We start from the raw sequence: 23,982 nt of genomic DNA, 5'->3' as shown, positions 1-23,982 counted from the left end.
CGCAGGAGTATAAATAATGAAAACCGCTTACATCGCAAAACAACGCCAGATCAGTTTCGTAAAATCCCATTTTTCCCGCCAGCTGGAAGAGAAGCTTGGCCTTATTGAAGTTCAGGCGCCGATTCTGAGCCGCGTGGGTGACGGGACGCAGGATAACCTGTCTGGTTGCGAAAAAGCGGTACAGGTAAAAGTGAAAACACTGCCAGACGCCCAGTTCGAAGTGGTGCATTCCCTGGCGAAGTGGAAGCGTCAAACCCTGGGACAACACGACTTCAGCGCGGGCGAAGGGCTTTACACGCACATGAAAGCCCTTCGCCCCGATGAAGACCGTCTCTCCCCAATTCACTCTGTCTACGTTGACCAGTGGGACTGGGAGCGCGTAATGGGTGACGGCGAGCGTCATGTCGGTACGCTGAAATCCACCGTAGAGGCGATCTACGCGGGGATCAAAGCAACCGAAGCAGCCGTGAGCAAAGAGTTTGGTCTGGCACCGTTCCTGCCGGAAACGATCCACTTTGTTCACAGTCAGGAATTGCTGAGCCGTTATCCGGATCTGGATGCCAAAGGCCGTGAACGCGCGATCGCCAAAGCGCTGGGCGCGGTATTCCTGATCGGCATCGGCGGAAAACTGTCTGACGGTAAACGTCACGACGTCCGTGCGCCGGATTACGATGACTGGAGCACCGTGGGCGAAAGCGAATATGCCGGACTGAACGGCGATATTCTGGTCTGGAACCCGGTTCTGGAAGATGCGTTTGAACTCTCTTCTATGGGGATCCGCGTGGATGCTGAAGCACTGAAGCGTCAGCTGGCCGTGACCGGTGATGAAGATCGTCTGCAACTGGAGTGGCACCAGGCGCTGCTGCGCGGTGAAATGCCGCAGACCATCGGCGGCGGTATTGGCCAGTCTCGTCTGACCATGCTGCTGCTGCAACTGTCCCACATTGGTCAGGTGCAGTGTGGGGTCTGGCCGCAGCAGGTACGTGAAAGCGTCGGTTCTCTTCTTTAATTAACGTCGCCAGCGTCTGAGCAGGCGGCTACGCAACCCGGTATCAAAGCGCCAGATGTGATCGAAGATGCGCATGATGCCGGGTTTTCCATGTGCGGACATCGCCACGGCATGAAAACGGTGCTGGTGTACGCGCTGCATCTCCTTCACTTTACTCACCACGTCGTCCGGCAGCCGCTGGGCAATAAAATCGGAAATCACCACTGCATCCGCGTCGTACCAGTCGCCGCCCTGCATACGCTCAATGATGCTGCGAAAACAGCTGGCCAGATCGGTGCCGCCGCGAAAGCGTTGGCTTAAAAAGCGGATCGCCTGCTCCAGCCCCTGTGAGCCAGTCAGTTCATATCCGACCACTTCGCTGGAAAATAACATGATGTAGCAGCGACGACGATCGGCGAGCGCCACGCGCATCAGGGCCAGGCAGAACGCTTTTGCGCACTGTTCATTAAACCCCCCCATTGAGCCGGACGTATCGACGCAAACAATGAACGGGCCGCGCGGTTGCTCATCAAAGTCCTGATGCACCACCGGACGCTGACTGATCTTCTCACGCCAGGCTTCGCCGTGCAGCCGATAGGTGAGCAGCTGTTTTTCCACCAGCCGACGATAAAACTCATACTCCAGCTCGGTCATTCCCAGCGTGCTGAGTTCCGTGGGCAGCAGGCGCAGGATGTCATCGCTTTGCTGTAGCCCGTCAACCTGCTCCGGCACGGTGGAGGGTTCACGCACCAGGGTGCGGAAGGTTTCCATCGGCGCATCGTTCTTTGGGACCGATTTTGCCTCCCGGGAGCGCCCAAGCTGTTCCGCGAGCTTCATCAGCTCCGGCTGTTGCGCCAGAAAGTCGCCGTACCTGACGATCAGCTGATAGTCGCCGCGCTTTAGCTGTCCGGCACTCATATCCCAGAGGCGTCCGGCAGCGTTTTCATTCTCCACCAGCACCTGTTCTAGCTGGCCGCTTAACGTCATCCGCTCCTGAACCTCGCTCAACAGCTGTTCGCGCTCTTCGTCCAGCAATTGCTGGTTGAGCGAGGTGGCCTGAACGACAAGGCTGAGCCGCCAGCGCTGTAAAAACAGGGTGTGCAGGGCGGGAGTAAAGCTCGGGTTGTCCGTGACCAGCGCTCTGGCCTGGCTGGCAAACGGGGAATGAACGTTATCAAGCAATGTCAGGGTTTGCGGAAGCTGGGCAATAAACTGCGGCGTTGAAAGCCGCTGGCACTGCTGGTAACCAGCCACTTCCTCTGTCAGTTCCGGCGGGACTTCCGTCTCCTTAAACCGCTGTCGCAGGCTATCGCGCCAGCGGGGAAGATCGTCCGTCATTGCCTTTCTGAGCTTCGGGAATTTTTCAAAAAAGGCCGCCAGCTGCGGTGAAGCGAGCAGGGTAATGACGACCTCTTCGATTAAACCGTCCTCGCTAACCGCCAGCATGACGTTGAGCGTATCCAGCGTTAGCATTGACGCGCCTGTTTGATCTGCGCGCTGACATCCTGCAAGCTGGCTTCAATGCGGCCTAACCAGTCGCTATGAATAAAGAGGCATTTCTGCTGCTCGCTAAAGCGCGTGTGCTGCTGATGCCATTCGTTATCCAGCGCGTCGAGCTGCTGTTTGATCTCTTCCGGAAGGCTGTCCGAGGCCGTTCCCGGCAGCGCCAGGCGCGATCCCTGAAGGCTGACGTCGCGGATCACCAGATGCTGGCTGCTATCGACTTCCAGCGACAGCGGCTGTGCAAAGCCGATACCGTTGAGTTTACCGCGGATCTCACCGCCCTTATCCAGCCACTGAACCAGCGCAACGCGTTCGATCGTCACGTGCACCACCTGCATATCATGAAGCTTAAGCGGCTGCTGGAGGAGGAGCGTGAGCGAGGCGTCAGTCAGCCCGGCGGGCAGTTCGTAGTGTGGCTTACGGGCAAACATCCCGCCGAGACGGTTCACCTTCAGCGCGGTTTTGTCACTTTGCTGCTGCTGGAGCTGAAGGCGACGTTGGGCAATCGCTCCCAGCTGATTGAGCATCGACTGCTGGCCCCACGCGTGTCCGGTCATCAAAACGTCCAGCTGCTGCTGCATCAGATTCATCCCTTCTGCGTCGTGCCACAGACAGTCTTTCAGCAGGATCAGATCGACAGGGGCAACAGCATCGCGGCCGCTGAACAGGGCGCTTGCCTGGAGCAGGCGAATGGCTTTTTTCCAGCGACGGTCGGAGACGTACGGCGCGGAGGGCAGTAAATCAAGCTGCTGGCGCAGCATGAAGATCAGCTCAAATACGGTATCAGGCAGTTTTATCTTGCCGATATCCTCCTGCCACTGGTGATATTCCTCGTCCGTGACCTGTAACGATGCTGCCACCGGGTTTTCGTTTTCGTCCTGCTGGCTCACCAGCATTGAACGAAAGTTCGATTTATCCTGGACCTTATCCAGCCACAGGCGGATCAGCATGCGGTCGTACAGCGCTTCAAGGCTGCTGTCGGCTTCGGGCAATTCGTTAGACGCGGCCACCAGCAGGCGCATGGGAATCTTCTCTTCGCTCGCGCCGTTGCGGAAGCGGCGTTCGTTGATTGCCGTCAGCAGGGTGTTCAGAATGGCCGGGCCGGCTTTCCAGATCTCATCAAGAAAGACGATTTCCGCTTCCGGGAGATAGCCCGCCGTCAGACGCTCGTAGCGTCCCTCGTCTTTTAACGCCTGAATGGAGAGCGGGCCGAAAACTTCTTCCGGCGTGGAGAAGCGCGTCATCAAATACTCAAACGCGCGAGCATTCTGGAAAGCGAACTTGAGGCGGCGTGCGATCAGACTTTTGGCAATGCCCGGCGGGCCCAGCAGAAACACGCTTTCCCCGCTCAACGCCGCCAGTAAACAGAGGCGAATGGCGTGGCTACGCTCGTAAAGGCCTTTCTCCAGCGCGCTGCTGAGGCGGGAAATTCTTTCTGCTAATAAATGTGAGTGAGCCATAATAGTTTTGCATCCTTTCACCGTGGTGGCGGCTAATTGAAGCGAGTATAGACGTTTCGGTCTGGCCTGGTAATAGGCTGAAGTGCGGCGCTATTTTCTTTGCGCTACATTAATGCGGCTGCATTTAGGGGTACGATTTTGCATTGAATCGTGCATACTGTGCGCTTTTTGTGGGCCAAGGGACTAAGCACACATTTGTTATTCAAACGAAAAGACTAGTCTATGAGCACTGATAATAAGCAATCATTACCCGCAGTAACGCTTGCGGCGATCGGGGTTGTCTACGGTGATATCGGCACCAGCCCGCTTTATACGCTTCGCGAATGTCTGTCCGGTCAGTTTGGTTTTGGTGTAGAGCGTGACGCCGTATTTGGTTTTCTCTCGCTCATCTTCTGGCTGCTGATCCTGGTGGTCTCCCTGAAGTATCTCTCCTTCGTTATGCGGGCTGATAACGCGGGCGAGGGCGGTATACTGACCCTGATGTCCCTTGCCGGGCGCAATACCTCTGCAAGAATGACCTCCGTGCTTGTCATTATCGGCCTGATTGGCGGCAGCTTCTTCTATGGGGAAGTGGTGATTACGCCGGCGATTTCGGTGATGTCGGCCATAGAGGGGCTGGAGATTGTCGCGCCGCAGCTTGATACGTGGGTCGTGCCACTCGCTATTATCGTGCTGACATTGCTGTTTGCCATACAAAAACACGGTACCGGGCTGGTGGGTAAGCTGTTTGCGCCTATCATGCTGGCCTGGTTCCTGATCCTGGCGGCGCTGGGCTTGCGCAGCATTATTGCCAACCCCGACGTCCTGCACGCGCTGAACCCGATGTGGGCAGTTCATTTCTTCCTTGAATATAAAGTGGTGTCGTTCGTAGCGCTGGGCGCGGTGGTGCTTTCCATTACCGGTGTTGAAGCGCTGTATGCGGATATGGGCCACTTCGGGAAACTCCCTATTCGCGTCGCCTGGTTTAGCGTTGTCCTGCCTTCACTGGTGCTGAATTACTTCGGCCAGGGCGCGCTGCTGCTTGCCCATCCTGAAGCGATTAAAAACCCGTTCTTCCTGCTGGCGCCGGACTGGGCGCTGGTTCCAATGCTGATCCTGGCGACGCTGGCGACGGTCATTGCTTCTCAGGCCGTTATTTCCGGCGTCTTCTCCCTGACGCGTCAGGCCGTGCGTCTGGGGTATCTCTCGCCAATGCGCATTATTCATACCTCTGAGATGGAGTCAGGCCAGATCTACATTCCGTTCGTCAACTGGCTGCTCTATTTCGCGGTTGTGATTGTTATCGTCAGCTTCGAACACTCCAGTAACCTGGCGGCGGCGTACGGTATCGCGGTGACCGGAACGATGGTGTTGACCTCTATTCTCTCCACCACCGTGGCGTACCGTAACTGGCACTGGAATAAGTTCCTCGTGGGGCTGATCCTGGTTGGCTTCCTCTGCATCGACGTGCCGCTGTTCTCTGCGAACCTCGACAAGATTGTCTCCGGTGGCTGGCTGCCGCTGACGCTGGGTCTGGTGATGTTCATCGTGATGACGACGTGGAAGAGCGAACGTTTCCGCCTGCTGCGTCGTATGCATGAGCACGGTAATTCTCTGGAGGCGATGATCGCCTCGCTGGAGAAATCCCCGCCGGTGCGCGTGCCTGGCACGGCGGTGTATATGTCTCGTGCGCTGAACGTGATCCCGTTTGCGCTGATGCATAATCTTAAGCACAACAAAGTGCTGCACGAGCGCGTGATCCTGCTGACGCTGCGCACCGAAGATGCGCCGTACGTTCACAACGTGCGCCGCGTACAGATTGAGCAGCTGTCGCCGACCTTCTGGCGCGTGGTGGCGAGCTACGGCTGGCGCGAAACGCCGAACGTAGAAGAAGTATTCCACCGCTGCGGTCTGGAAGGGCTGAGCTGCCGCATGATGGAGACGTCGTTCTTTATGTCCCACGAGTCGCTGATCATCGGCAAGCGCCCATGGTATCTGCGTCTGCGCGGTAAGTTGTATCTCATCCTGCAACGTAACGCCCTGCGTGCGCCTGACCAGTTTGAGATCCCGCCTAATCGCGTGATTGAGCTGGGGACGCAGGTCGAGATTTAAGTCCTTCTAAAAATGCCGGGTGGCGCTGCGCTTACCCGGCCTACCAGATCCTCAACATACCCGCCAAAATCACCTCAATATTTCACTTAGCGAAACGTTTCGACGTTGATCACAAATCCGTTACGTCATGATGGTTTTCTGAACATTTTTGCGGCTACACTGTTTTTAGCGAAACGTTTCGCTAGTGGAGCAAAAAATGAAGAAAGGCACGGTACTCAACTCAGAAATCTCGTCGGTTATTTCCCGTCTTGGGCATACCGATACGCTGGTGGTTTGCGATGCAGGCTTACCGGTTCCGCGCAGCACAACCCGTATCGATATGGCGTTAATGCAGGGCGTGCCCTCGTTCATGCAGGTACTGGAGGTGGTGACCGCGGAAATGCAGGTTGAGACGGCCATTCTCGCCGCGGAAATCAAACAACATAATCCGCAACTCCACGAAACGTTGCTCAGCCACATTGAGCAGCTGCAACAACGCCAGGGAAACACCATAGAAATTCGTTACACAACGCACGAGCAGTTCAAACAACAAACCGCAGACAGTCAGGCGGTGATTCGCAGCGGGGAGTGTTCCCCTTATGCGAATATCATTCTCTGTGCTGGCGTCACCTTCTGAGGCCATCATGGACGCATTACTCCAACTCAAAGGGATCGATAAGTCGTTCCCGGGCGTTAAAGCCCTCTCCGGCGCGGCGCTGAACGTCTATTCCGGGCGCGTAATGGCGCTGGTGGGCGAAAACGGCGCCGGCAAATCCACCATGATGAAAGTGCTGACCGGTATCTACCAACGCGATGCCGGTTCGCTCTTATGGCTGGGTAAAGAGACCACCTTCAGCGGCCCGAAATCCTCTCAGGAAGCGGGCATCGGCATTATTCACCAGGAGTTAAACCTGATCCCGCAGTTGACCATTGCGGAGAACATCTTCCTGGGCCGCGAGTTCGTGAACCGGTTTGGCAAAATCGACTGGAAAACCATGTATGCCGAAGCGGACAAACTGCTGGCGAAGCTGAACCTGCGCTTCAAGAGCGACCGCCTGGTGGGCGACCTCTCCATCGGCGATCAGCAGATGGTGGAAATCGCGAAGGTGCTGAGCTTTGAGTCGAAGGTCATCATTATGGATGAACCGACCGACGCCCTGACCGATACCGAAACCGAATCCCTGTTCCGCGTGATCCGCGAGCTGAAAGCCCAGGGGCGCGGCATTGTCTATATCTCTCACCGCATGAAAGAGATCTTCGAAATTTGCGACGACGTGACCGTCTTCCGCGACGGGCAGTTTATCGCCGAGCGCGAAGTGGCGACGCTGACCGAAGATACGCTGATCGAAATGATGGTGGGACGTAAGCTCGAGGACCAATATCCGCATCTGGACAAAGCGCCGGGCGAGATCCGCCTGAAGGTAGATAACCTCTGCGGTCCGGGCGTTAACGATGTGACCTTTACCCTGCGCCAGGGCGAGATCCTGGGCGTCGCGGGTCTGATGGGCGCGGGCCGTACCGAACTGATGAAAGTGCTGTATGGCGCACTGCCGCGCACCAGCGGTTACGTTACCCTTGACGGTCATGAAGTGGTCACCCGCTCGCCGCAGGACGGGCTGGCGAACGGCATCGTCTATATCTCCGAAGACCGCAAGCGCGACGGCTTAGTGCTGGGCATGTCGGTGAAAGAGAACATGTCGCTTACCGCGCTGCGCTATTTCAGCCGCAGCGGCGGCAGCCTGAAGCACAAAGACGAACAGCAGGCGGTCAGCGATTTTATCCGTCTCTTCAACGTTAAAACGCCGTCGATGGAGCAGGCGATTGGCCTGCTGTCCGGCGGGAATCAGCAGAAAGTGGCGATTGCCCGCGGTCTGATGACGCGCCCGAAAGTGCTGATCCTCGACGAGCCAACCCGCGGCGTGGACGTGGGCGCGAAAAAAGAGATCTATCAGCTGATTAACCAGTTCAAGGCCGACGGTCTGAGCATCATTCTGGTCTCTTCCGAGATGCCAGAAGTATTAGGCATGAGCGATCGCATTATCGTCATGCATGAAGGGCATCTCGGCGGTGAATTCACTCGCGAGCAGGCCACCCAGGAAGTTCTGATGGCTGCCGCTGTGGGCAAGCTTAATCGCGTGAATCAGGAGTAAGAAGATGACTACCCAGGCTGTTTCTGGTCGCCGCTATTTCACAAAGGCATGGCTGATGGAACAAAAATCGCTGATTGCCCTGCTGGTGCTGATCGCGATTGTCTCGACCATGAGCCCGAACTTTTTTACCGTCAATAACCTGTTCAATATTCTTCAGCAGACTTCCGTCAACGCCATTATGGCGGTGGGGATGACGCTGGTGATTCTGACCTCGGGTATCGATCTGTCCGTCGGTTCCCTGCTGGCGCTCACCGGTGCGATTGCCGCGTCGATTGTCGGCATTGAAGTTAACGCGCTGGTGGCCGTTGCCGCTGCCCTGGCGGCAGGCGCGGCGATTGGCGCCGTCACCGGTGTGATTGTGGCAAAAGGCCGCGTTCAGGCGTTTATCGCCACGCTGGTGATGATGTTGCTGCTGCGCGGCGTGACCATGGTGTACACCAACGGTAGCCCGGTGAATACCGGGTTTACGGATAACGCCGATCTGTTTGGCTGGTTCGGTATTGGACGCCCGCTGGGCATCCCGACGCCGGTCTGGATCATGGCTATCGTTTTCCTGGCGGCGTGGTACATGCTGCACCATACCCGCCTGGGCCGGTATATCTATGCGCTGGGCGGTAATGAAGCGGCCACGCGTCTGTCCGGCATCAGCGTCAATAAAGTCAAAATTATCGTTTACTCCCTGTGCGGCCTGCTGGCCTCTCTGGCGGGCATCATCGAAGTGGCGCGCCTCTCTTCCGCACAGCCAACAGCGGGAACGGGGTACGAGCTGGATGCCATCGCGGCGGTGGTTCTGGGCGGTACGAGCCTTGCGGGCGGTAAAGGTCGCATTATTGGGACATTGATCGGCGCACTGATCCTCGGTTTCCTGAATAATGGTTTGAATTTGTTAGGTGTTTCCTCCTATTACCAGATGATCGTTAAGGCAGTGGTGATTTTGCTGGCGGTACTGGTAGACAACAAAAAACAGTAACTGACGACACTACAGGACATCTTAGATATGAACATGAAAAAACTGGCTACCCTGGTTTCTGCTGTCGCGCTGAGCGCAACCGTAAGTGCTAACGCCATGGCGAAAGATACCATCGCGCTGGTTGTCTCTACCCTGAACAATCCGTTCTTCGTCTCTCTGAAGGACGGTGCGCAGAAAGAAGCAGACAAACTGGGCTACAACCTGGTGGTGCTGGATTCACAGAACAACCCGGCGAAAGAGCTGGCTAACGTTCAGGACTTAACCGTACGCGGTACGAAAATTCTGCTGATCAACCCAACGGATTCCGACGCGGTCGGTAACGCCGTGAAGATGGCAAACCAGGCGAAGATCCCGGTGATCACCCTGGACCGTCAGGCGACGAAAGGCGACGTGGTCAGCCACATTGCGTCTGATAACGTACTGGGCGGAAAAATTGCCGGTGACTACATCGCGAAGAAAGCCGGTGAAGGCGCGAAAGTGATCGAGTTGCAGGGTATCGCCGGTACTTCCGCGGCCCGTGAACGTGGTGAAGGCTTCCAGCAGGCTGTCGCGGCGCATAAATTTAACGTACTGGCGAGCCAGCCGGCAGACTTCGACCGTACTAAGGGTCTGAACGTTATGCAGAACCTGCTGACCGCGCATCCTGATGTGCAGGCGGTATTTGCACAGAACGACGAAATGGCGCTCGGTGCGCTGCGTGCGCTCCAGACTGCGGGTAAATCAGATGTGATGGTTGTCGGATTTGACGGCACGCCGGATGGTGAAAAAGCAGTAAATGATGGCAAACTGGCTGCGACCATCGCTCAGCTGCCTGAGCAGATTGGCGCGACTGGCGTGCAAACTGCCGATAAAGTGCTGAAGGGCGAAAAAGTTCAGGCCAAATACCCTGTTGACCTGAAGCTGGTCATTAAGCAGTAAAGGCGATTCAGGCAGTCGCTGGCTGCCTGAGGGACACCAAATAAAAGAAAAGTGTGGCATACGCCACCGGGTAATACCGGTGGCGCTCTCAGATGGACACCTCAATACATGAAAACCGCAGGCAACCTCGTCGTCCTTGGCAGTATCAATGCCGATCACATTCTTAACCTTGAAACGTTCCCCACGCCGGGCGAAACCGTCACCGGCAATCAGTATCAGGTCGCGTTCGGCGGTAAGGGCGCAAACCAGGCGGTTGCTGCCGGGCGCAGCGGGGCGAATATCGCGTTTATCGCCTGTACGGGTGATGACGATACCGGCGAGCGCGTACGTAAACAGCTGGCAAGCGACAACATCGATACTGCACCCGTCAGCGTTGTTGAAGGAGAATCTACTGGCGTGGCGCTGATCTTCGTCAATGCGGAAGGTGAGAATGTCATCGGTATTCATGCGGGGGCTAACGCCGCGTTAACGACTGAGCGCGTCGAAGCGCAGCGTGGGATCATCGCCGGAGCGGAAGCCCTGCTGATGCAGCTGGAGTCTCCGGTTGAAAGCGTGCTGGCCGCCGCGAAAATTGCGCATGAAAATCATACCACTGTCGTACTTAACCCTGCGCCTGCCCGTGTATTATCAGACGAACTGCTGGCGCTGGTGGATATCATCACCCCGAACGAAACCGAAGCGGAAAAGCTGACGGGTATCCGTGTCGAAAATGATGACGATGCAGCGCGTGCAGCGCGTGCGCTGCACGGAAAAGGCATTGGAACCGTGATAATCACCCTCGGCAGCCGTGGGGTGTGGGCTAGCGTCAATGGCGAAGGCCGTCGCGTACCGGGCTTTAAGGTCAAAGCCATTGATACCATCGCCGCTGGAGATACCTTCAACGGTGCGCTGGTAACGGCATTGCTGGAAGGAAAAGCAATGGATGACGCGATCCGCTTTGCGCATGCCGCCGCCGCGATTGCAGTGACGCGTAAAGGCGCTCAGCCTTCTGTTCCATGGCGTAAAGAGATTGATGAATTCTTAAGTCAGCAGGGGTAATGCTTGGCCACAATGAAAGATGTCGCCCGTATGGCGGGCGTTTCTACCTCGACCGTCTCCCACGTTATCAATAACGATCGCTTCGTCAGCGAGGCGATTCGGGAGAAAGTTGACGCTGCAATTAAAGAGCTCAACTATGCGCCGTCCGCGCTGGCGCGCAGCCTGAAGCTTAACCAGACGCGCACCATCGGCATGCTGATCACTGCCAGTACCAATCCTTTCTATTCTGAACTGGTGCGCGGCGTGGAGCGCAGCTGCTTCGAGCGCGGCTATAGCCTGGTGCTGTGCAATACCGAAGGGGACGAGCAGCGCATGAACCGTAACCTGGAGACGCTCATGCAAAAACGCGTCGACGGATTGCTGCTGCTCTGTACCGAAACGCATCAGCCCTCAAAAGAGATTATTCAGCGCTACCCTTCTATTCCCACGGTAATGATGGACTGGGCGCCGTTCGACGGAACCAGCGATCTGATTCAGGATAACTCGCTGCTGGGCGGCGATATGGCGACGCAGTACCTGATTGATAAAGGCCATACCCGCATTGCCTGTATTACCGGCCCGCTGGATAAAACCCCGGCGCGCCTGCGTCTGGAAGGTTATCTTTCAGCAATGGAGCGGGCAGGGCTTGCCATTCCTGATGGCTATCGCATCACCGGCGATTTCGAATTTAACGGTGGATTTGAAGCAATGCAGAAACTGCTGGCGCAAGAGCCGCGCCCGCAGGCCGTGTTTATTGGTAACGATGCGATGGCATTCGGAGCTTACCAGGCGCTGTATCAGGCGGGGTTACGTGTTCCGGACGATATGGCGATCGTGGGCTACGATGATATCGAACTGGCGCGCTACATGACGCCGCCGCTGACCACAATCCATCAGCCGAAGGATGAACTGGGTGAGCTGGCCATAGACGTGTTGATCCACCGTATGGCGCAGCCCACGCTGCAACAGCAACGTTTGCAGCTTACTCCTGTTCTGATGGAACGCGGTTCGGTTTAGCCTTTTCTTTGTGACGCTCTTTAATCAGGTTCCGGCCGTCTTTCGGCTTTAACAACATAAAGACCACCGCCGATACCACGGTAAGTGCGCCCATGGTGATAAAGGTATAGTGGAACTGCTCAACGGTATTCGTACCGTCAAACCCTTCATAAAACCGCAGCACCGCCGCGCTCACGGCTACGCCGAGGCTGATCGACAGCTGTTGGGTCACCGCCAGTACGCTGTTGCCGCTGCTGGCGTTCTCATCGGTGAGATCCGCAAGCGTAATCGTGTTCATCGACGTGAACTGCGTTGACATAGCCATCCCCAGCACAAACAGCGGCAGGATCAGCATCCATATCGGTAACGCCGCAGATTGAAGGGAGAACTGCGCAATCATCAATCCGATAAATACCGTCACGCCAACCAGCGTCTTACGATAGCCAAACCAGCGCAGCACCTGCGTGACCGTTGATTTTGCAAGAATCGAGCCCATCGCCGTGGGGGCCATCATGCAGCCGGCAATCAGCGCCGGATAGCCAAAACCGACCTGAAGCATCAGCGGCATCAGGAAAGGCACACAGCCCGTGCCGAGACGTGATGCTATATTGCCCGCGATCCCGACGGAGAACGTTCGGGTGTTAAAGAGAGATAAAGAGATAAGCGGCGTCGGGTGGCGACGCGCATGGCGTATATAAAGAAGGAACAGCAGAATACCGCTGAGGATGACGGCCAGCGCCAGCCACGTCGCTACGATTTTCTCGCCAAACAGCTCCATCCCGCTGGAGAACAGGACCAGGCTCAGGCCAAACAGGAAGAAGCCACCCATATCGAAGCTGCGCCGTGGCGTGGTGAAGTTTGGCATATATTTGCGGGCGTAAATCAGCCCTGCCACACCAATCGGAATGTTAATCAGGAAGATCCAGTGCCAGCTTGCCCAGGTCACCAGTACCCCGCCGAGTACCGGGCCAAGTATCGGCCCGACCAGCCCCGGCATGGTCACAAAGTTGAGCACCGGGAGCAGTTCGCTGCGCGGATAGGCGCGCAAGAGCGCCAGACGCGCGACGGGCATCATCATCGCGCCGCCTATTCCCTGTAGGACGCGGAAGATAACCAGTTCCGTCAGAGAAGTGGAAAGGGCGCACGCCAGAGAACCGAGGGTGAACAGCGTCACCGCCAGCATGAACACTTTACGCGTGCCGAAACGATCGGCCAGCCAGCCGCTGACCGGAATAAGCATCGCCACCGTCAGGGTATAGCTGATGATGGCAGATTGCATCGCCAGCGGGGAGCGGTTAAGGCTTTGGGCTATGGCGGGAAGGGCGGTATTGAGGATAGTGGCATCCAGTGCCTGCATAAAGAACGCCATGGCTGCAATCCACGGCAATCCGGCCATACTGCGTGCTTTTTTCTCAGTCATTTATTTACCTGCTGGTGGGTTGGCGCGGCCAGCAACGCCTGGCACGCACTCAGGGCTCGCTGCCCGTCGCTCTCCTGAATGGCATCGACTATCGCCTGATGCAGATCCAGCTTCACCACCTCATCTTGTGTGATAGAGGTAAAGTAAGTGTGGTACACAGAATGGAATAAAGAAGCAAAGGAGGTCAGGAAAGGATTTCCGCTCATATTATAGATATGTTCGTGCCAGGCCATATCGACCTCTATCCAGCGTTCGCGGTTAAAGTGCTTTTTCAGAAACACCATCTCTTCCATTAATGTATTGAGCTGCGCTTTTTGTTCTGCCGTGCCGAGCGTGGCGGCAAGCAGGCAGGCCTGAGGCTCAAGACTGCTGCGCATGACCAGAAAGTGATCAACGACCTGATTAAAGTTATCTTCGGTCATCCACCAGGTGAGTAATTCCTGATCGAGAAAGTTCCAGTTCCCCTGAGGCATAACGCGGGTGCCAATGCGCGGGCGTGGAAGCACCATTCCTTTCGCCGTTAATGTTTTTACCGCTTCGCGAACGGCGGTACGGCTTACGCCAAACCGATCCCCCAGTTCCATCTCGCTGGGCAGGATGCTTCCTGGGGCATATTTACCCGCTAAGATCAGCTGGGCCAGCTTTTCTGCCAGCACGTACGACAGGTTTTTTTGAGCTGCCAACTGTTGTGCGCTTAATGGCATCGCTTTTATTCCTTAAATATTGATGCGGCTAATTATGCCATCTCAGGTGTGATTGTGGTTGCAGATACATCAAATAGAACAATTTGTAGCTTGATCTCATCGCTTTTGGTGAAAAAAAACACGGTCAGAAACTTTTTTTTAATTTCCTCTTGTCACTTGAGAAGAACTCCCTATAATGCGCCTCCACTGACACGGAACAACGGCACGCAAGCCGCCGGGTCAGCAGAGAAAAGCAAAATAAACGCTTGACTCTGAAGCGGGAAAGCGTAATATGCACACCCCGCGCCGCAGCGAAAACGTAGCGGCACTGCTCTTTAACAATTTATCAGACAATCTGTGTGGGCACTCAAAGTGACATGGATTCTTAACGTCGCAAGACGATAAATGAATACCAAGTCTCAACGAGTGAACACGTAATTCATTACGAAGTTTAATTCATTGAGCATCAAACTTTTAAATTGAAGAGTTTGATCATGGCTCAGATTGAACGCTGGCGGCAGGCCTAACACATGCAAGTCGAACGGTAACAGGAAGCAGCTTGCTGCTTTGCTGACGAGTGGCGGACGGGTGAGTAATGTCTGGGAAACTGCCTGATGGAGGGGGATAACTACTGGAAACGGTAGCTAATACCGCATAACGTCGCAAGACCAAAGAGGGGGACCTTCGGGCCTCTTGCCATCGGATGTGCCCAGATGGGATTAGCTAGTAGGTGGGGTAACGGCTCACCTAGGCGACGATCCCTAGCTGGTCTGAGAGGATGACCAGCCACACTGGAACTGAGACACGGTCCAGACTCCTACGGGAGGCAGCAGTGGGGAATATTGCACAATGGGCGCAAGCCTGATGCAGCCATGCCGCGTGTATGAAGAAGGCCTTCGGGTTGTAAAGTACTTTCAGCGGGGAGGAAGGTGTTGAGGTTAATAACCTCAGCAATTGACGTTACCCGCAGAAGAAGCACCGGCTAACTCCGTGCCAGCAGCCGCGGTAATACGGAGGGTGCAAGCGTTAATCGGAATTACTGGGCGTAAAGCGCACGCAGGCGGTCTGTCAAGTCGGATGTGAAATCCCCGGGCTCAACCTGGGAACTGCATTCGAAACTGGCAGGCTAGAGTCTTGTAGAGGGGGGTAGAATTCCAGGTGTAGCGGTGAAATGCGTAGAGATCTGGAGGAATACCGGTGGCGAAGGCGGCCCCCTGGACAAAGACTGACGCTCAGGTGCGAAAGCGTGGGGAGCAAACAGGATTAGATACCCTGGTAGTCCACGCCGTAAACGATGTCGACTTGGAGGTTGTGCCCTTGAGGCGTGGCTTCCGGAGCTAACGCGTTAAGTCGACCGCCTGGGGAGTACGGCCGCAAGGTTAAAACTCAAATGAATTGACGGGGGCCCGCACAAGCGGTGGAGCATGTGGTTTAATTCGATGCAACGCGAAGAACCTTACCTACTCTTGACATCCAGAGAACTTAGCAGAGATGCTTTGGTGCCTTCGGGAACTCTGAGACAGGTGCTGCATGGCTGTCGTCAGCTCGTGTTGTGAAATGTTGGGTTAAGTCCCGCAACGAGCGCAACCCTTATCCTTTGTTGCCAGCGGTTAGGCCGGGAACTCAAAGGAGACTGCCAGTGATAAACTGGAGGAAGGTGGGGATGACGTCAAGTCATCATGGCCCTTACGAGTAGGGCTACACACGTGCTACAATGGCGCATACAAAGAGAAGCGACCTCGCGAGAGCAAGCGGACCTCATAAAGTGCGTCGTAGTCCGGATTGGAGTCTGCAACTCGACTCCATGAAGTCGGAATCGCTAGTAATCGTGGATCAGAATGCCACGGTGAATACGTTCCCGGGCCTTGTACACACCGCCCGTCACACCATGGGAGTGGGTTGCAAAAGAAGTAGGTAGCTTAACCTTCGGGAGGGCGCTTACCACTTTGTGATTCATGACTGGGGTGAAGTCGTAACAAGGTAACCGTAGGGGAACCTGCGGTTGGATCACCTCCTTACCTTAAAGAACCTGCCTTTGTAGTGCTCACACAGATTGTCTGATGAAAAGTAAATAGCAAGGCGTCTTGCGATTGAGACTGTACGTCCCCTTCGTCTAGAGGCCCAGGACACCGCCCTTTCACGGCGGTAACAGGGGTTCGAATCCCCTAGGGGACGCCACTTGCTGGTTCGTGAGTGAAAGTCACCTGCCGTCATATCTCAAAACTGACTTACGAGTCATGTTTGAGATATTTGCTCTTTAAAAATCTGGATCAAGCTGAAAATTGAAACGACACACAGCTCATGTGTGTCCGAGTCTCTCAAATTTTCGCAATCAGAAGTGAAACATCTTCGGGTTGTGAGGTTAAGCGACTAAGCGTACACGGTGGATGCCCTGGCAGTCAGAGGCGATGAAGGACGTGCTAATCTGCGAAAAGCGACGGCGAGGTGATATGAACCTTTGACCCGTCGATGTCCGAATGGGGAAACCCAGTGCAATCCGTTGCACTATCGTTAACTGAATACATAGGTTAACGAGGCGAACCGGGGGAACTGAAACATCTAAGTACCCCGAGGAAAAGAAATCAACCGAGATTCCCCCAGTAGCGGCGAGCGAACGGGGAGCAGCCCGGAGTCTGAATCAGCTTGTGTGTTAGTGGAACGGTCTGGAAAGTCCGACGGTACAGGGTGATAGTCCCGTACACGAAAACACACTTGTTGTGAACTCGAAGAGTAGGGCGGGACACGTGGTATCCTGTCTGAATATGGGGGGACCATCCTCCAAGGCTAAATACTCCTGACTGACCGATAGTGAACCAGTACCGTGAGGGAAAGGCGAAAAGAACCCCGGCGAGGGGAGTGAAAAAGAACCTGAAACCGTGTACGTACAAGCAGTGGGAGCCTCTTTATGGGGTGACTGCGTACCTTTTGTATAATGGGTCAGCGACTTATATTCTGTAGCAAGGTTAACCGTATAGGGGAGCCGAAGGGAAACCGAGTCTTAACTGGGCGTTAAGTTGCAGGGTATAGACCCGAAACCCGGTGATCTAGCCATGGGCAGGTTGAAGGTTGGGTAACACTAACTGGAGGACCGAACCGACTAATGTTGAAAAATTAGCGGATGACCTGTGGCTGGGGGTGAAAGGCCAATCAAACCGGGAGATAGCTGGTTCTCCCCGAAAGCTATTTAGGTAGCGCCTCGTGAATTCATCTTCGGGGGTAGAGCACTGTTTCGGCTAGGGGGCCATCCCGGCTTACCAACCCGATGCAAACTACGAATACCGAAGAATGTTATCACGGGAGACACACGGCGGGTGCTAACGTCCGTCGTGAAGAGGGAAACAACCCAGACCGCCAGCTAAGGTCCCAAAGTCATGGTTAAGTGGGAAACGATGTGGGAAGGCACAGACAGCCAGGATGTTGGCTTAGAAGCAGCCATCATTTAAAGAAAGCGTAATAGCTCACTGGTCGAGTCGGCCTGCGCGGAAGATGTAACGGGGCTAAACCATGCACCGAAGCTGCGGCAGCGACACTATGTGTTGTTGGGTAGGGGAGCGTTCTGTAAGCCGTTGAAGGTGGCCTGTGAGGGTTGCTGGAGGTATCAGAAGTGCGAATGCTGACATAAGTAACGATAAAGCGGGTGAAAAGCCCGCTCGCCGGAAGACCAAGGGTTCCTGTCCAACGTTAATCGGGGCAGGGTGAGTCGACCCCTAAGGCGAGGCCGAAAGGCGTAGTCGATGGGAAACAGGTTAATATTCCTGTACTTGGTGTTACTGCGAAGGGGGGACGGAGAAGGCTATGTCAGCCGGGCGACGGTTGTCCCGGTTTAAGCATGTAGGCGGAGGTTCCAGGTAAATCCGGTACCTTTTAACGCTGAGGTGTGATGACGAGGCACTACGGTGCTGAAGTGATAAATGCCCTGCTTCCAGGAAAAGCCTCTAAGCATCAGGTAACACGAAATCGTACCCCAAACCGACACAGGTGGTCAGGTAGAGAATACCAAGGCGCTTGAGAGAACTCGGGTGAAGGAACTAGGCAAAATGGTGCCGTAACTTCGGGAGAAGGCACGCTGATATGTAGGTGAAGTCCCTGCGGACGGAGCTGAAATCAGTCGAAGATACCAGCTGGCTGCAACTGTTTATTAAAAACACAGCACTGTGCAAACACGAAAGTGGACGTATACGGTGTGACGCCTGCCCGGTGCCGGAAGGTTAATTGATGGGGTTAGCGGCAACGCGAAGCTCTTGATCGAAGCCCCGGTAAACGGCGGCCGTAACTATAACGGTCCTAAGGTAGCGAAATTCCTTGTCGGGTAAGTTCCGACCTGCACGAATGGCGTAATGATGGCCAGGCTGTCTCCACCCGAGACTCAGTGAAATTGAACTCGCTGTGAAGATGCAGTGTACCCGCGGCAAGACGGAAAGACCCCGTGAACCTTTACTATAGCTTGACACTGAACACTGGTCCTTGATGTGTAGGATAGGTGGGAGGCTTTGAAGCGTGGACGCCAGTCTGCGTGGAGCCAACCTTGAAATACCACCCTTTAATGGCTGGTGTTCTAACGTAGACCCGTAATCCGGGTTGCGGACAGTGTCTGGTGGGTAGTTTGACTGGGGCGGTCTCCTCCCAAAGAGTAACGGAGGAGCACGAAGGTTGGCTAATCCTGGTCGGACATCAGGAGGTTAGTGCAATGGCATAAGCCAGCTTGACTGCGAGCGTGACGGCGCGAGCAGGTGCGAAAGCAGGTCATAGTGATCCGGTGGTTCTGAATGGAAGGGCCATCGCTCAACGGATAAAAGGTACTCCGGGGATAACAGGCTGATACCGCCCAAGAGTTCATATCGACGGCGGTGTTTGGCACCTCGATGTCGGCTCATCACATCCTGGGGCTGAAGTAGGTCCCAAGGGTATGGCTGTTCGCCATTTAAAGTGGTACGCGAGCTGGGTTTAGAACGTCGTGAGACAGTTCGGTCCCTATCTGCCGTGGGCGCTGGAGAATTGAGGGGGGCTGCTCCTAGTACGAGAGGACCGGAGTGGACGCATCACTGGTGTTCGGGTTGTCATGCCAATGGCACTGCCCGGTAGCTAAATGCGGAAGAGATAAGTGCTGAAAGCATCTAAGCACGAAACTTGCCCCGAGATGAGTTCTCCCTGAGACTTTAAGTCTCCTGAAGGAACGTTGAAGACGACGACGTTGATAGGTCGGGTGTGTAAGCGCAGCGATGCGTTGAGCTAACCGATACTAATGAACCGTGAGGCTTAACCTTACAACGCCGAAGATGTTTTGGCGAAGAGACACGATTTTCAGCCTGATACAGATAACAGAATTTGCCTGGCGGCTTTAGCGCGGTGGTCCCACCTGACCCCATGCCGAACTCAGAAGTGAAACGCCGTAGCGCCGATGGTAGTGTGGGGTCTCCCCATGTGAGAGTAGGGAACTGCCAGGCATCAAACAAGTGAAGAGGCCATCCGCAAGGATGGCCTTTTTGCGTTTCTACGTCGAAAAAATGTAGGCCAGGTAAGGCGAAGCCGTCACCTGGCAGATCTCAGACTGCACACCACTCCACAATAAACTCTGCAATCACATCCACGTTATTCAAATCCAGAACCGGTACGTCCAGCGACAACGCAACATCACTGGCTACGGCAATAACATGCTCATCCAGCGTTAACTCACTTACGTTATGCCCCGCATCGCTTCTGAACAGCAAGATCTTCGCAACAGCCTCATGCTTGAACCCCTCAACCAGCACCAGATCCAGCGTGGAGTGATCCATTCGGCTGACAAGATAAGCGAGATCCAGCGTTGCTTCATCCGGGGTTTCTGTCATCAACGCCCAGCGCTGGTGACTCGCCACCATCGTTTGCGCAGCGCCAGCCTTACGCAGTTCATAGCTATCTTTCCCCGGCTTATCGACGTCCATGTTATGGTGCGTGTGCTTAATCAGTCCGGGACGAATGCCTTTAGCGCAAAGTGCAGGTATCAGTTTTTTTAGCAGCGTAGTTTTCCCGGTGCCGCTCCAGGCAGAGATCGCTAAAACGGGTATCATTTCTTCTCCTGCATCATCTGCAAATCTTCCGTCGTGTTTACATTAACAAACGCCGATTTCATGTCGCTAAAATCAACGGCGTGCCCCCCTGACTGGCGCATAAATACCATTACGCGTCGCTCTCCTGAAGCCAGATAAGCCTCCAGCGTGGGGATTAACGCGCGATGAATCAATGCGATCGTTGGATGGTCGCGTTCACCGTCGTGCACCCAGACGACGGGAGCACCATCGCGCCGCTGCACCAGACGTTCAGCCAGACAGGGCGGGATGAAGGGCGTATCACATGAACAAAAGAGAAACCACTCTCCGCGTGACTGCTGCATAACGGAAAGCATTCCCGCCAGCGGGCCGGGGTAGTCCACCAGGTTATCCTGATAAACCGGATATCCACTGCGCTGATAAATATCGATATGCCGGTTAGCGCTGATCGCCATCGACGACACCTGATTTGCCAGCGTATCAGCAACATGCTGCCACAAGGGGGTATTGTTCAGGAGCTGAAGACCCTTATCTTTTCCGCCCATTCGCGTTGCCCGGCCCCCGGCCAGAACGACCCCGATGATTTGCTGGCATTGATTCACGAATATCGCCTCTTTTATTGTGGGATTGACCCTGCTAACGTGTCTCTCTAAATGAAAGGAGCACTACCATGAAATGTAAACGTCTTAATGAAGTCATTGAGCTTCTCCAGCCGGCCTGGCAAAAAGAGCCAGAGCTGAATCTGATGCAATTTTTACAGAAACTGGCGAAAGAGTCAGGTTTTGATGGTGAACTGGCAGACCTTTCTGACGACATCCTGATCTACCACCTCAAAATGCGTGACTCGGCTAAAGATGCTGTAATCCCTGGCATTCAGAAAGATTATGAAGAGGATTTTAAAACCGCATTACTGCGCGCCCGAGGCGTAATTAAAGAGTAAAAGCTTGTAAGCGGAGCCACCGAAATCGCCACAAGATGATATCCTGAATCATTCGTATAATTTCCGGATGATCGGATGAACGACCAGGCTTTTACTTTCCAGACTTTACACCCGGATACCATTGTGGATGCACTGTTCGAGCAGGGTATTCGGGTGGATTCCGGGTTAACCCCTTTAAACAGCTACGAAAACCGCGTCTATCAATTCCAGGACGAAGAGCGCCAGCGCTTTGTCGTAAAGTTCTACCGTCCGCAGCGCTGGTCCGCAGAACAAATTCAGGAAGAGCATCAGTTTGCCCACGATCTGCTGGCTGACGATGTTCCCGTTGCGGCACCGATCAAATTCAATAACCAAACGCTGCTGAGCCATCAGGGCTTTTACTACGCGATATTTCCGAGCCTGGGCGGAAGACAGTTTGAGGCGGATAATATCGATCAGATGGAATGGGTCGCCCGCTATCTGGGGCGCATTCATCAGACGGGACGCAAAAAACCGTTTGTTGCCCGTCCGACGATTGGTGTTCAGGAATACCTTATTGAGCCGCGACAGGTATTCGAAACATCGGCGCTGATCCCGAAGGCGCTTAAGGATAAATTTCTTACGGCGACCGATAAGCTTATTGATGCGGTAAAAACCTGCTGGCGGGATGATATTACCGCTCTGCGCCTGCACGGTGATTGCCACGCCGGGAATATTCTCTGGCGTGATGGCCCCCTGTTTGTCGATCTCGATGACGCACGTATGGGGCCTGCGGTTCAGGATCTGTGGATGCTGCTCAACGGTGATAAAGCCGAGCAGCGCATGCAGCTTGAGACCATAATTGAAGCTTATGAAGAATTTAGCCCCTTTAATTCAGACGAAATTGCCTTGATAGAGCCTTTACGTGCGATGCGATTTGTTTATTATCTCGCGTGGTTAATCAGGCGTTGGGAAGACCCGGCTTTTCCCCGAAATTTCCCCTGGCTTACCGGGGAGGATTACTGGCGCAGCCAGATATCCACATTTACCGAGCAGGTTAAGGTTCTTCAGGAACCCCCTTTGCAATTAACGCCGATGTATTAATTGGACACACTCAGGAGAGAGTTAATCATGAAAAAAATTTGGCTGGCGCTGGCTGGTATGATTCTGGCATTTAGCGCAACTGCTGCGCAGTTTACCGATGGCAAGCAGTACATTACGCTGGACAAGCCTGTTGCTGGCGAGCCTCAGGTGCTGGAGTTCTTCTCCTTCTACTGCCCCCACTGCTACGAGTTTGAGCAGGTGCTTCATGTTTCTGACAATGTGAAGAAAAAGCTGCCGGAAGGCACCAAAATGACGAAATACCACGTTGAGTTTCTTGGCCCATTGGGTAAAGACCTGACGCAGGCGTGGGCGGTAGCGATCGCGCTGGGTGTGGAAGATAAGATCACCGCGCCTATGTTTGAAGCGGTACAGAAAACCCAGACCGTACAGACCACGGCAGATATCCGTAAAGTGTTCGTGGATGCCGGCGTGAAAGGTGAAGACTACGATGCAGCCTGGAACAGCTTTGTAGTGAAATCTCTCGTGGCACAGCAGGAAAAAGCTGCCGCGGACTTCCAGTTGCAGGGCGTGCCGGCGATGTATGTTAACGGCAAATACCAGGTGAATATGCGTGGTATGGACACGACCAGCATGGATATCTTCGTACAACAGTACGCTGATACCGTGAAACACCTGGTTGAGAAAAAGTAACAAACATAAAGAAAAACGCCGGTCATTGACCGGCGTTTTTGTATGAAGATTTAATCTTCGCTATCTGTTCGTCTTTCTCTTTCCAGAGTGTATTAAGCCAAAGCTGGAAACGACGTTTGAAGTTCTTATCGTTTACGTAATCACCGTGCAGCGCCGCATCTACGGGCACCAGATCAACGCGGACTACGATACGTGTCAGCCTGCCGCTGAGCATATCGTAGAACGGCGTCCTGTCGTTTTCCGGATAGCAGAGCGTTACGTTCAGCAACTTATCAAACTGCTCACCCAGCACGTTGAGCGCCATCGCGATACCCGCGGCCTTTGGCGGCAATAGATTTTGATAGGGAGAGCGCGTCTGCTGTCGCTTCTCTTCGGTAAAGCGTGACCCTTCGACGAAGTTAACGATGGTGGTGGGATGCGCGCGAAACTTCTCGCAAGAACGGCGTGTGGTTTCCACATCCTTACCGCGGCGTTCCGGATGACGAATTAAATAGCTGCGTGAATAGCGTTTCATAAACGGCATATCCAGCGCCCAGCAGGCCAAACCAATGAAGGGCACCCAGGCCAGCTGCTGCTTCAGGAAGTACTTATTCATCGGAATGTGTTTGCGAAACAGCACACACAATACAACGATATCGGCCCAGCTGTGGTGATTGCAGATCAGCAGATACCAGTGCTTTTTGTTCAGCTTCTCCAGGCCCTGAACATCCCACTTCAGCCAGGGGTTCAGACACAACAGGATCGCCAGCCCTTCACACCAGCAGTACATCATAAAATTACAAAAAGCAGACACTGCGCGCCATACCGGAGGGACGGGCAGCAGGAGCTTAATTATTCCGGCAACGATGATTGGCACAGAACAGGCGATGGTAACCAGAATAGTTAAAATGACGCTTAGCAATAATGTTATCGCAGCGAGTAGTCTCGACATAATGAATATTTTCAGATAGTTAGCTGTAATTTAGCAGCCGGCTATCCGGTGCTGGGCGCCGATCTTATCAGAAATACGCCCAGACCAGGGCGCTTTCACACGAAGAGGCTGCTGCTTTTCCTGTCATGCAGCAAAATTTTCTATATAGACACGGTGCTTAAGGCTTATATCCACATAGACTAAATAACCACCAGTGG

18 protein-coding genes, 1 tRNA gene and 3 rRNA genes are annotated in these 23,982 nt (G+C 54.5%); 15 read left to right on the top strand and 7 right to left on the bottom strand.

Going from position 1 to position 23,982, the window contains the following annotated elements; translation table 11 throughout:
* Positions 1-16: 16 nt before the first annotated feature.
* On the top strand, positions 17-1,009 hold the full coding sequence (gene asnA, locus DBR02_RS10395) for an aspartate--ammonia ligase (protein ID WP_107534295.1): 993 nt from the start codon (positions 17-19) through the stop codon (positions 1,007-1,009).
* Here asnA and viaA read toward each other — a convergent pair whose 3' ends face one another.
* Both viaA and ravA read right to left on the bottom strand, forming a co-directional pair.
* Positions 1,010-2,461 carry an ATPase RavA stimulator ViaA gene (gene viaA / locus DBR02_RS10390; RefSeq protein WP_107534293.1) on the bottom strand — a complete coding sequence of 484 codons (1,452 nt, stop codon included), beginning with the start codon at positions 2,459-2,461 and terminating at the stop codon, positions 1,010-1,012. It abuts the gene before it with no gap.
* A complete protein-coding gene (ravA, locus tag DBR02_RS10385; RefSeq protein ID WP_107534291.1) occupies positions 2,455-3,951 on the bottom strand; it encodes an ATPase RavA in 1,497 nt (498 codons plus the stop codon). The genes viaA and ravA overlap by 7 nt, the downstream gene beginning before the upstream one ends.
* 222 nt (positions 3,952-4,173) lie before the next feature.
* On the opposite strand from ravA, the gene kup reads away from it, so the two are divergent.
* From kup to rbsR, 7 genes are all read left to right on the top strand, one after another.
* Positions 4,174-6,042 (top strand): low affinity potassium transporter Kup, encoded by a 1,869-nt coding sequence (gene kup / locus DBR02_RS10380; RefSeq protein WP_006808744.1) that lies wholly within the window; start codon positions 4,174-4,176, stop codon positions 6,040-6,042.
* A 196-nt stretch (positions 6,043-6,238) separates the two neighbouring features.
* Entirely contained in the window at positions 6,239-6,658 is a 420-nt protein-coding gene (gene rbsD / locus DBR02_RS10375) for a D-ribose pyranase (protein WP_107534289.1), read from the top strand.
* A 7-nt stretch (positions 6,659-6,665) separates the two neighbouring features.
* The gene (gene rbsA / locus DBR02_RS10370) at positions 6,666-8,171 is read left to right on the top strand and encodes a ribose ABC transporter ATP-binding protein RbsA (protein ID WP_107534287.1); all 1,506 of its coding nucleotides are present in this window, start codon (positions 6,666-6,668) and stop codon (positions 8,169-8,171) included.
* A gap of 4 nt (positions 8,172-8,175) precedes the next feature.
* Complete coding sequence (gene rbsC / locus DBR02_RS10365; RefSeq protein WP_107534285.1) at positions 8,176-9,141, top strand: ribose ABC transporter permease; 966 nt, start codon at positions 8,176-8,178, stop codon at positions 9,139-9,141.
* Between the two features lie 27 nt (positions 9,142-9,168).
* Positions 9,169-10,059, top strand: coding sequence for a ribose ABC transporter substrate-binding protein RbsB (gene rbsB, locus DBR02_RS10360; RefSeq protein ID WP_003862397.1), 891 nt, complete (start codon positions 9,169-9,171; stop codon positions 10,057-10,059).
* A 108-nt stretch (positions 10,060-10,167) separates the two neighbouring features.
* On the top strand, positions 10,168-11,097 hold the full coding sequence (gene rbsK, locus DBR02_RS10355; RefSeq protein ID WP_107534283.1) for a ribokinase: 930 nt from the start codon (positions 10,168-10,170) through the stop codon (positions 11,095-11,097).
* 3 nt (positions 11,098-11,100) lie between these two features.
* Positions 11,101-12,093 carry a ribose operon transcriptional repressor RbsR gene (gene rbsR, locus DBR02_RS10350; protein WP_107534281.1) on the top strand — a complete coding sequence of 331 codons (993 nt, stop codon included), beginning with the start codon at positions 11,101-11,103 and terminating at the stop codon, positions 12,091-12,093.
* On the opposite strand, the gene mdtD is transcribed toward rbsR, so the two are convergent.
* Together mdtD and DBR02_RS10340 are read right to left on the bottom strand one after the other, a co-directional pair.
* Positions 12,059-13,492 (bottom strand): multidrug transporter subunit MdtD, encoded by a 1,434-nt coding sequence (gene mdtD / locus DBR02_RS10345; RefSeq protein WP_063452027.1) that lies wholly within the window; start codon positions 13,490-13,492, stop codon positions 12,059-12,061. The genes rbsR and mdtD overlap by 35 nt on opposite strands.
* Positions 13,489-14,196 (bottom strand): FadR/GntR family transcriptional regulator, encoded by a 708-nt coding sequence (locus tag DBR02_RS10340; RefSeq protein WP_064910073.1) that lies wholly within the window; start codon positions 14,194-14,196, stop codon positions 13,489-13,491. Before DBR02_RS10340 ends, mdtD begins: the two co-directional genes overlap by 4 nt.
* 455 nt (positions 14,197-14,651) lie before the next feature.
* Between DBR02_RS10340 and DBR02_RS10335 the strand changes: the two genes are divergently transcribed.
* The 4 genes from DBR02_RS10335 (at position 14,652) to rrf (ending at position 19,619) form a co-directional block, all read left to right on the top strand.
* Positions 14,652-16,193, top strand: a 16S ribosomal RNA gene (locus DBR02_RS10335).
* A gap of 84 nt (positions 16,194-16,277) precedes the next feature.
* Positions 16,278-16,353, top strand: a tRNA-Glu gene (locus tag DBR02_RS10330).
* 182 nt (positions 16,354-16,535) lie between these two features.
* Positions 16,536-19,439: ribosomal RNA gene (locus tag DBR02_RS10325) — 23S ribosomal RNA — on the top strand.
* 64 nt (positions 19,440-19,503) lie between these two features.
* Positions 19,504-19,619: ribosomal RNA gene (rrf, locus tag DBR02_RS10320) — 5S ribosomal RNA — on the top strand.
* Together the 16S, 23S and 5S rRNA genes with 1 tRNA gene alongside form the textbook arrangement of a ribosomal RNA operon.
* 99 nt (positions 19,620-19,718) lie before the next feature.
* Here rrf and mobB read toward each other — a convergent pair.
* The gene (mobB, locus tag DBR02_RS10315) at positions 19,719-20,222 is read right to left on the bottom strand and encodes a molybdopterin-guanine dinucleotide biosynthesis protein MobB (protein WP_107534279.1); all 504 of its coding nucleotides are present in this window, start codon (positions 20,220-20,222) and stop codon (positions 19,719-19,721) included.
* Positions 20,219-20,803, bottom strand: a complete 585-nt coding sequence (gene mobA / locus DBR02_RS10310; protein ID WP_107534277.1) for a molybdenum cofactor guanylyltransferase MobA — start codon at positions 20,801-20,803, stop codon at positions 20,219-20,221. Before mobA ends, mobB begins: the two co-directional genes overlap by 4 nt.
* Before the next feature lie 68 nt (positions 20,804-20,871).
* On the opposite strand from mobA, the gene DBR02_RS10305 reads away from it, so the two are divergent.
* The 3 genes from DBR02_RS10305 to dsbA all read left to right on the top strand — a co-directional run bounded on the left by DBR02_RS10305 (position 20,872) and on the right by dsbA (position 22,854).
* Positions 20,872-21,141, top strand: coding sequence for a YihD family protein (locus DBR02_RS10305; RefSeq protein WP_003861904.1), 270 nt, complete (start codon positions 20,872-20,874; stop codon positions 21,139-21,141).
* A 75-nt stretch (positions 21,142-21,216) separates the two neighbouring features.
* A complete protein-coding gene (locus DBR02_RS10300) occupies positions 21,217-22,203 on the top strand; it encodes a serine/threonine protein kinase (protein WP_107534275.1) in 987 nt (328 codons plus the stop codon).
* 27 nt (positions 22,204-22,230) lie between these two features.
* Positions 22,231-22,854 (top strand): thiol:disulfide interchange protein DsbA, encoded by a 624-nt coding sequence (dsbA, locus tag DBR02_RS10295; protein WP_063449666.1) that lies wholly within the window; start codon positions 22,231-22,233, stop codon positions 22,852-22,854.
* Between the two features lie 22 nt (positions 22,855-22,876).
* Here dsbA and DBR02_RS10290 read toward each other — a convergent pair whose 3' ends face one another.
* Positions 22,877-23,785 (bottom strand): acyltransferase, encoded by a 909-nt coding sequence (locus DBR02_RS10290; protein WP_064910942.1) that lies wholly within the window; start codon positions 23,783-23,785, stop codon positions 22,877-22,879.
* Between the last annotated feature and the right edge of the window lie 197 nt (positions 23,786-23,982).

The organism is Enterobacter cloacae complex sp., from assembly GCF_900322725.1.
Classification (GTDB): Bacteria; Pseudomonadota; Gammaproteobacteria; order Enterobacterales; family Enterobacteriaceae; genus Enterobacter; species Enterobacter quasihormaechei.
The sequence above is the reverse complement of the archived record's forward strand: the minus strand, read 5'-3'. Positions and strand labels throughout refer to the sequence as shown.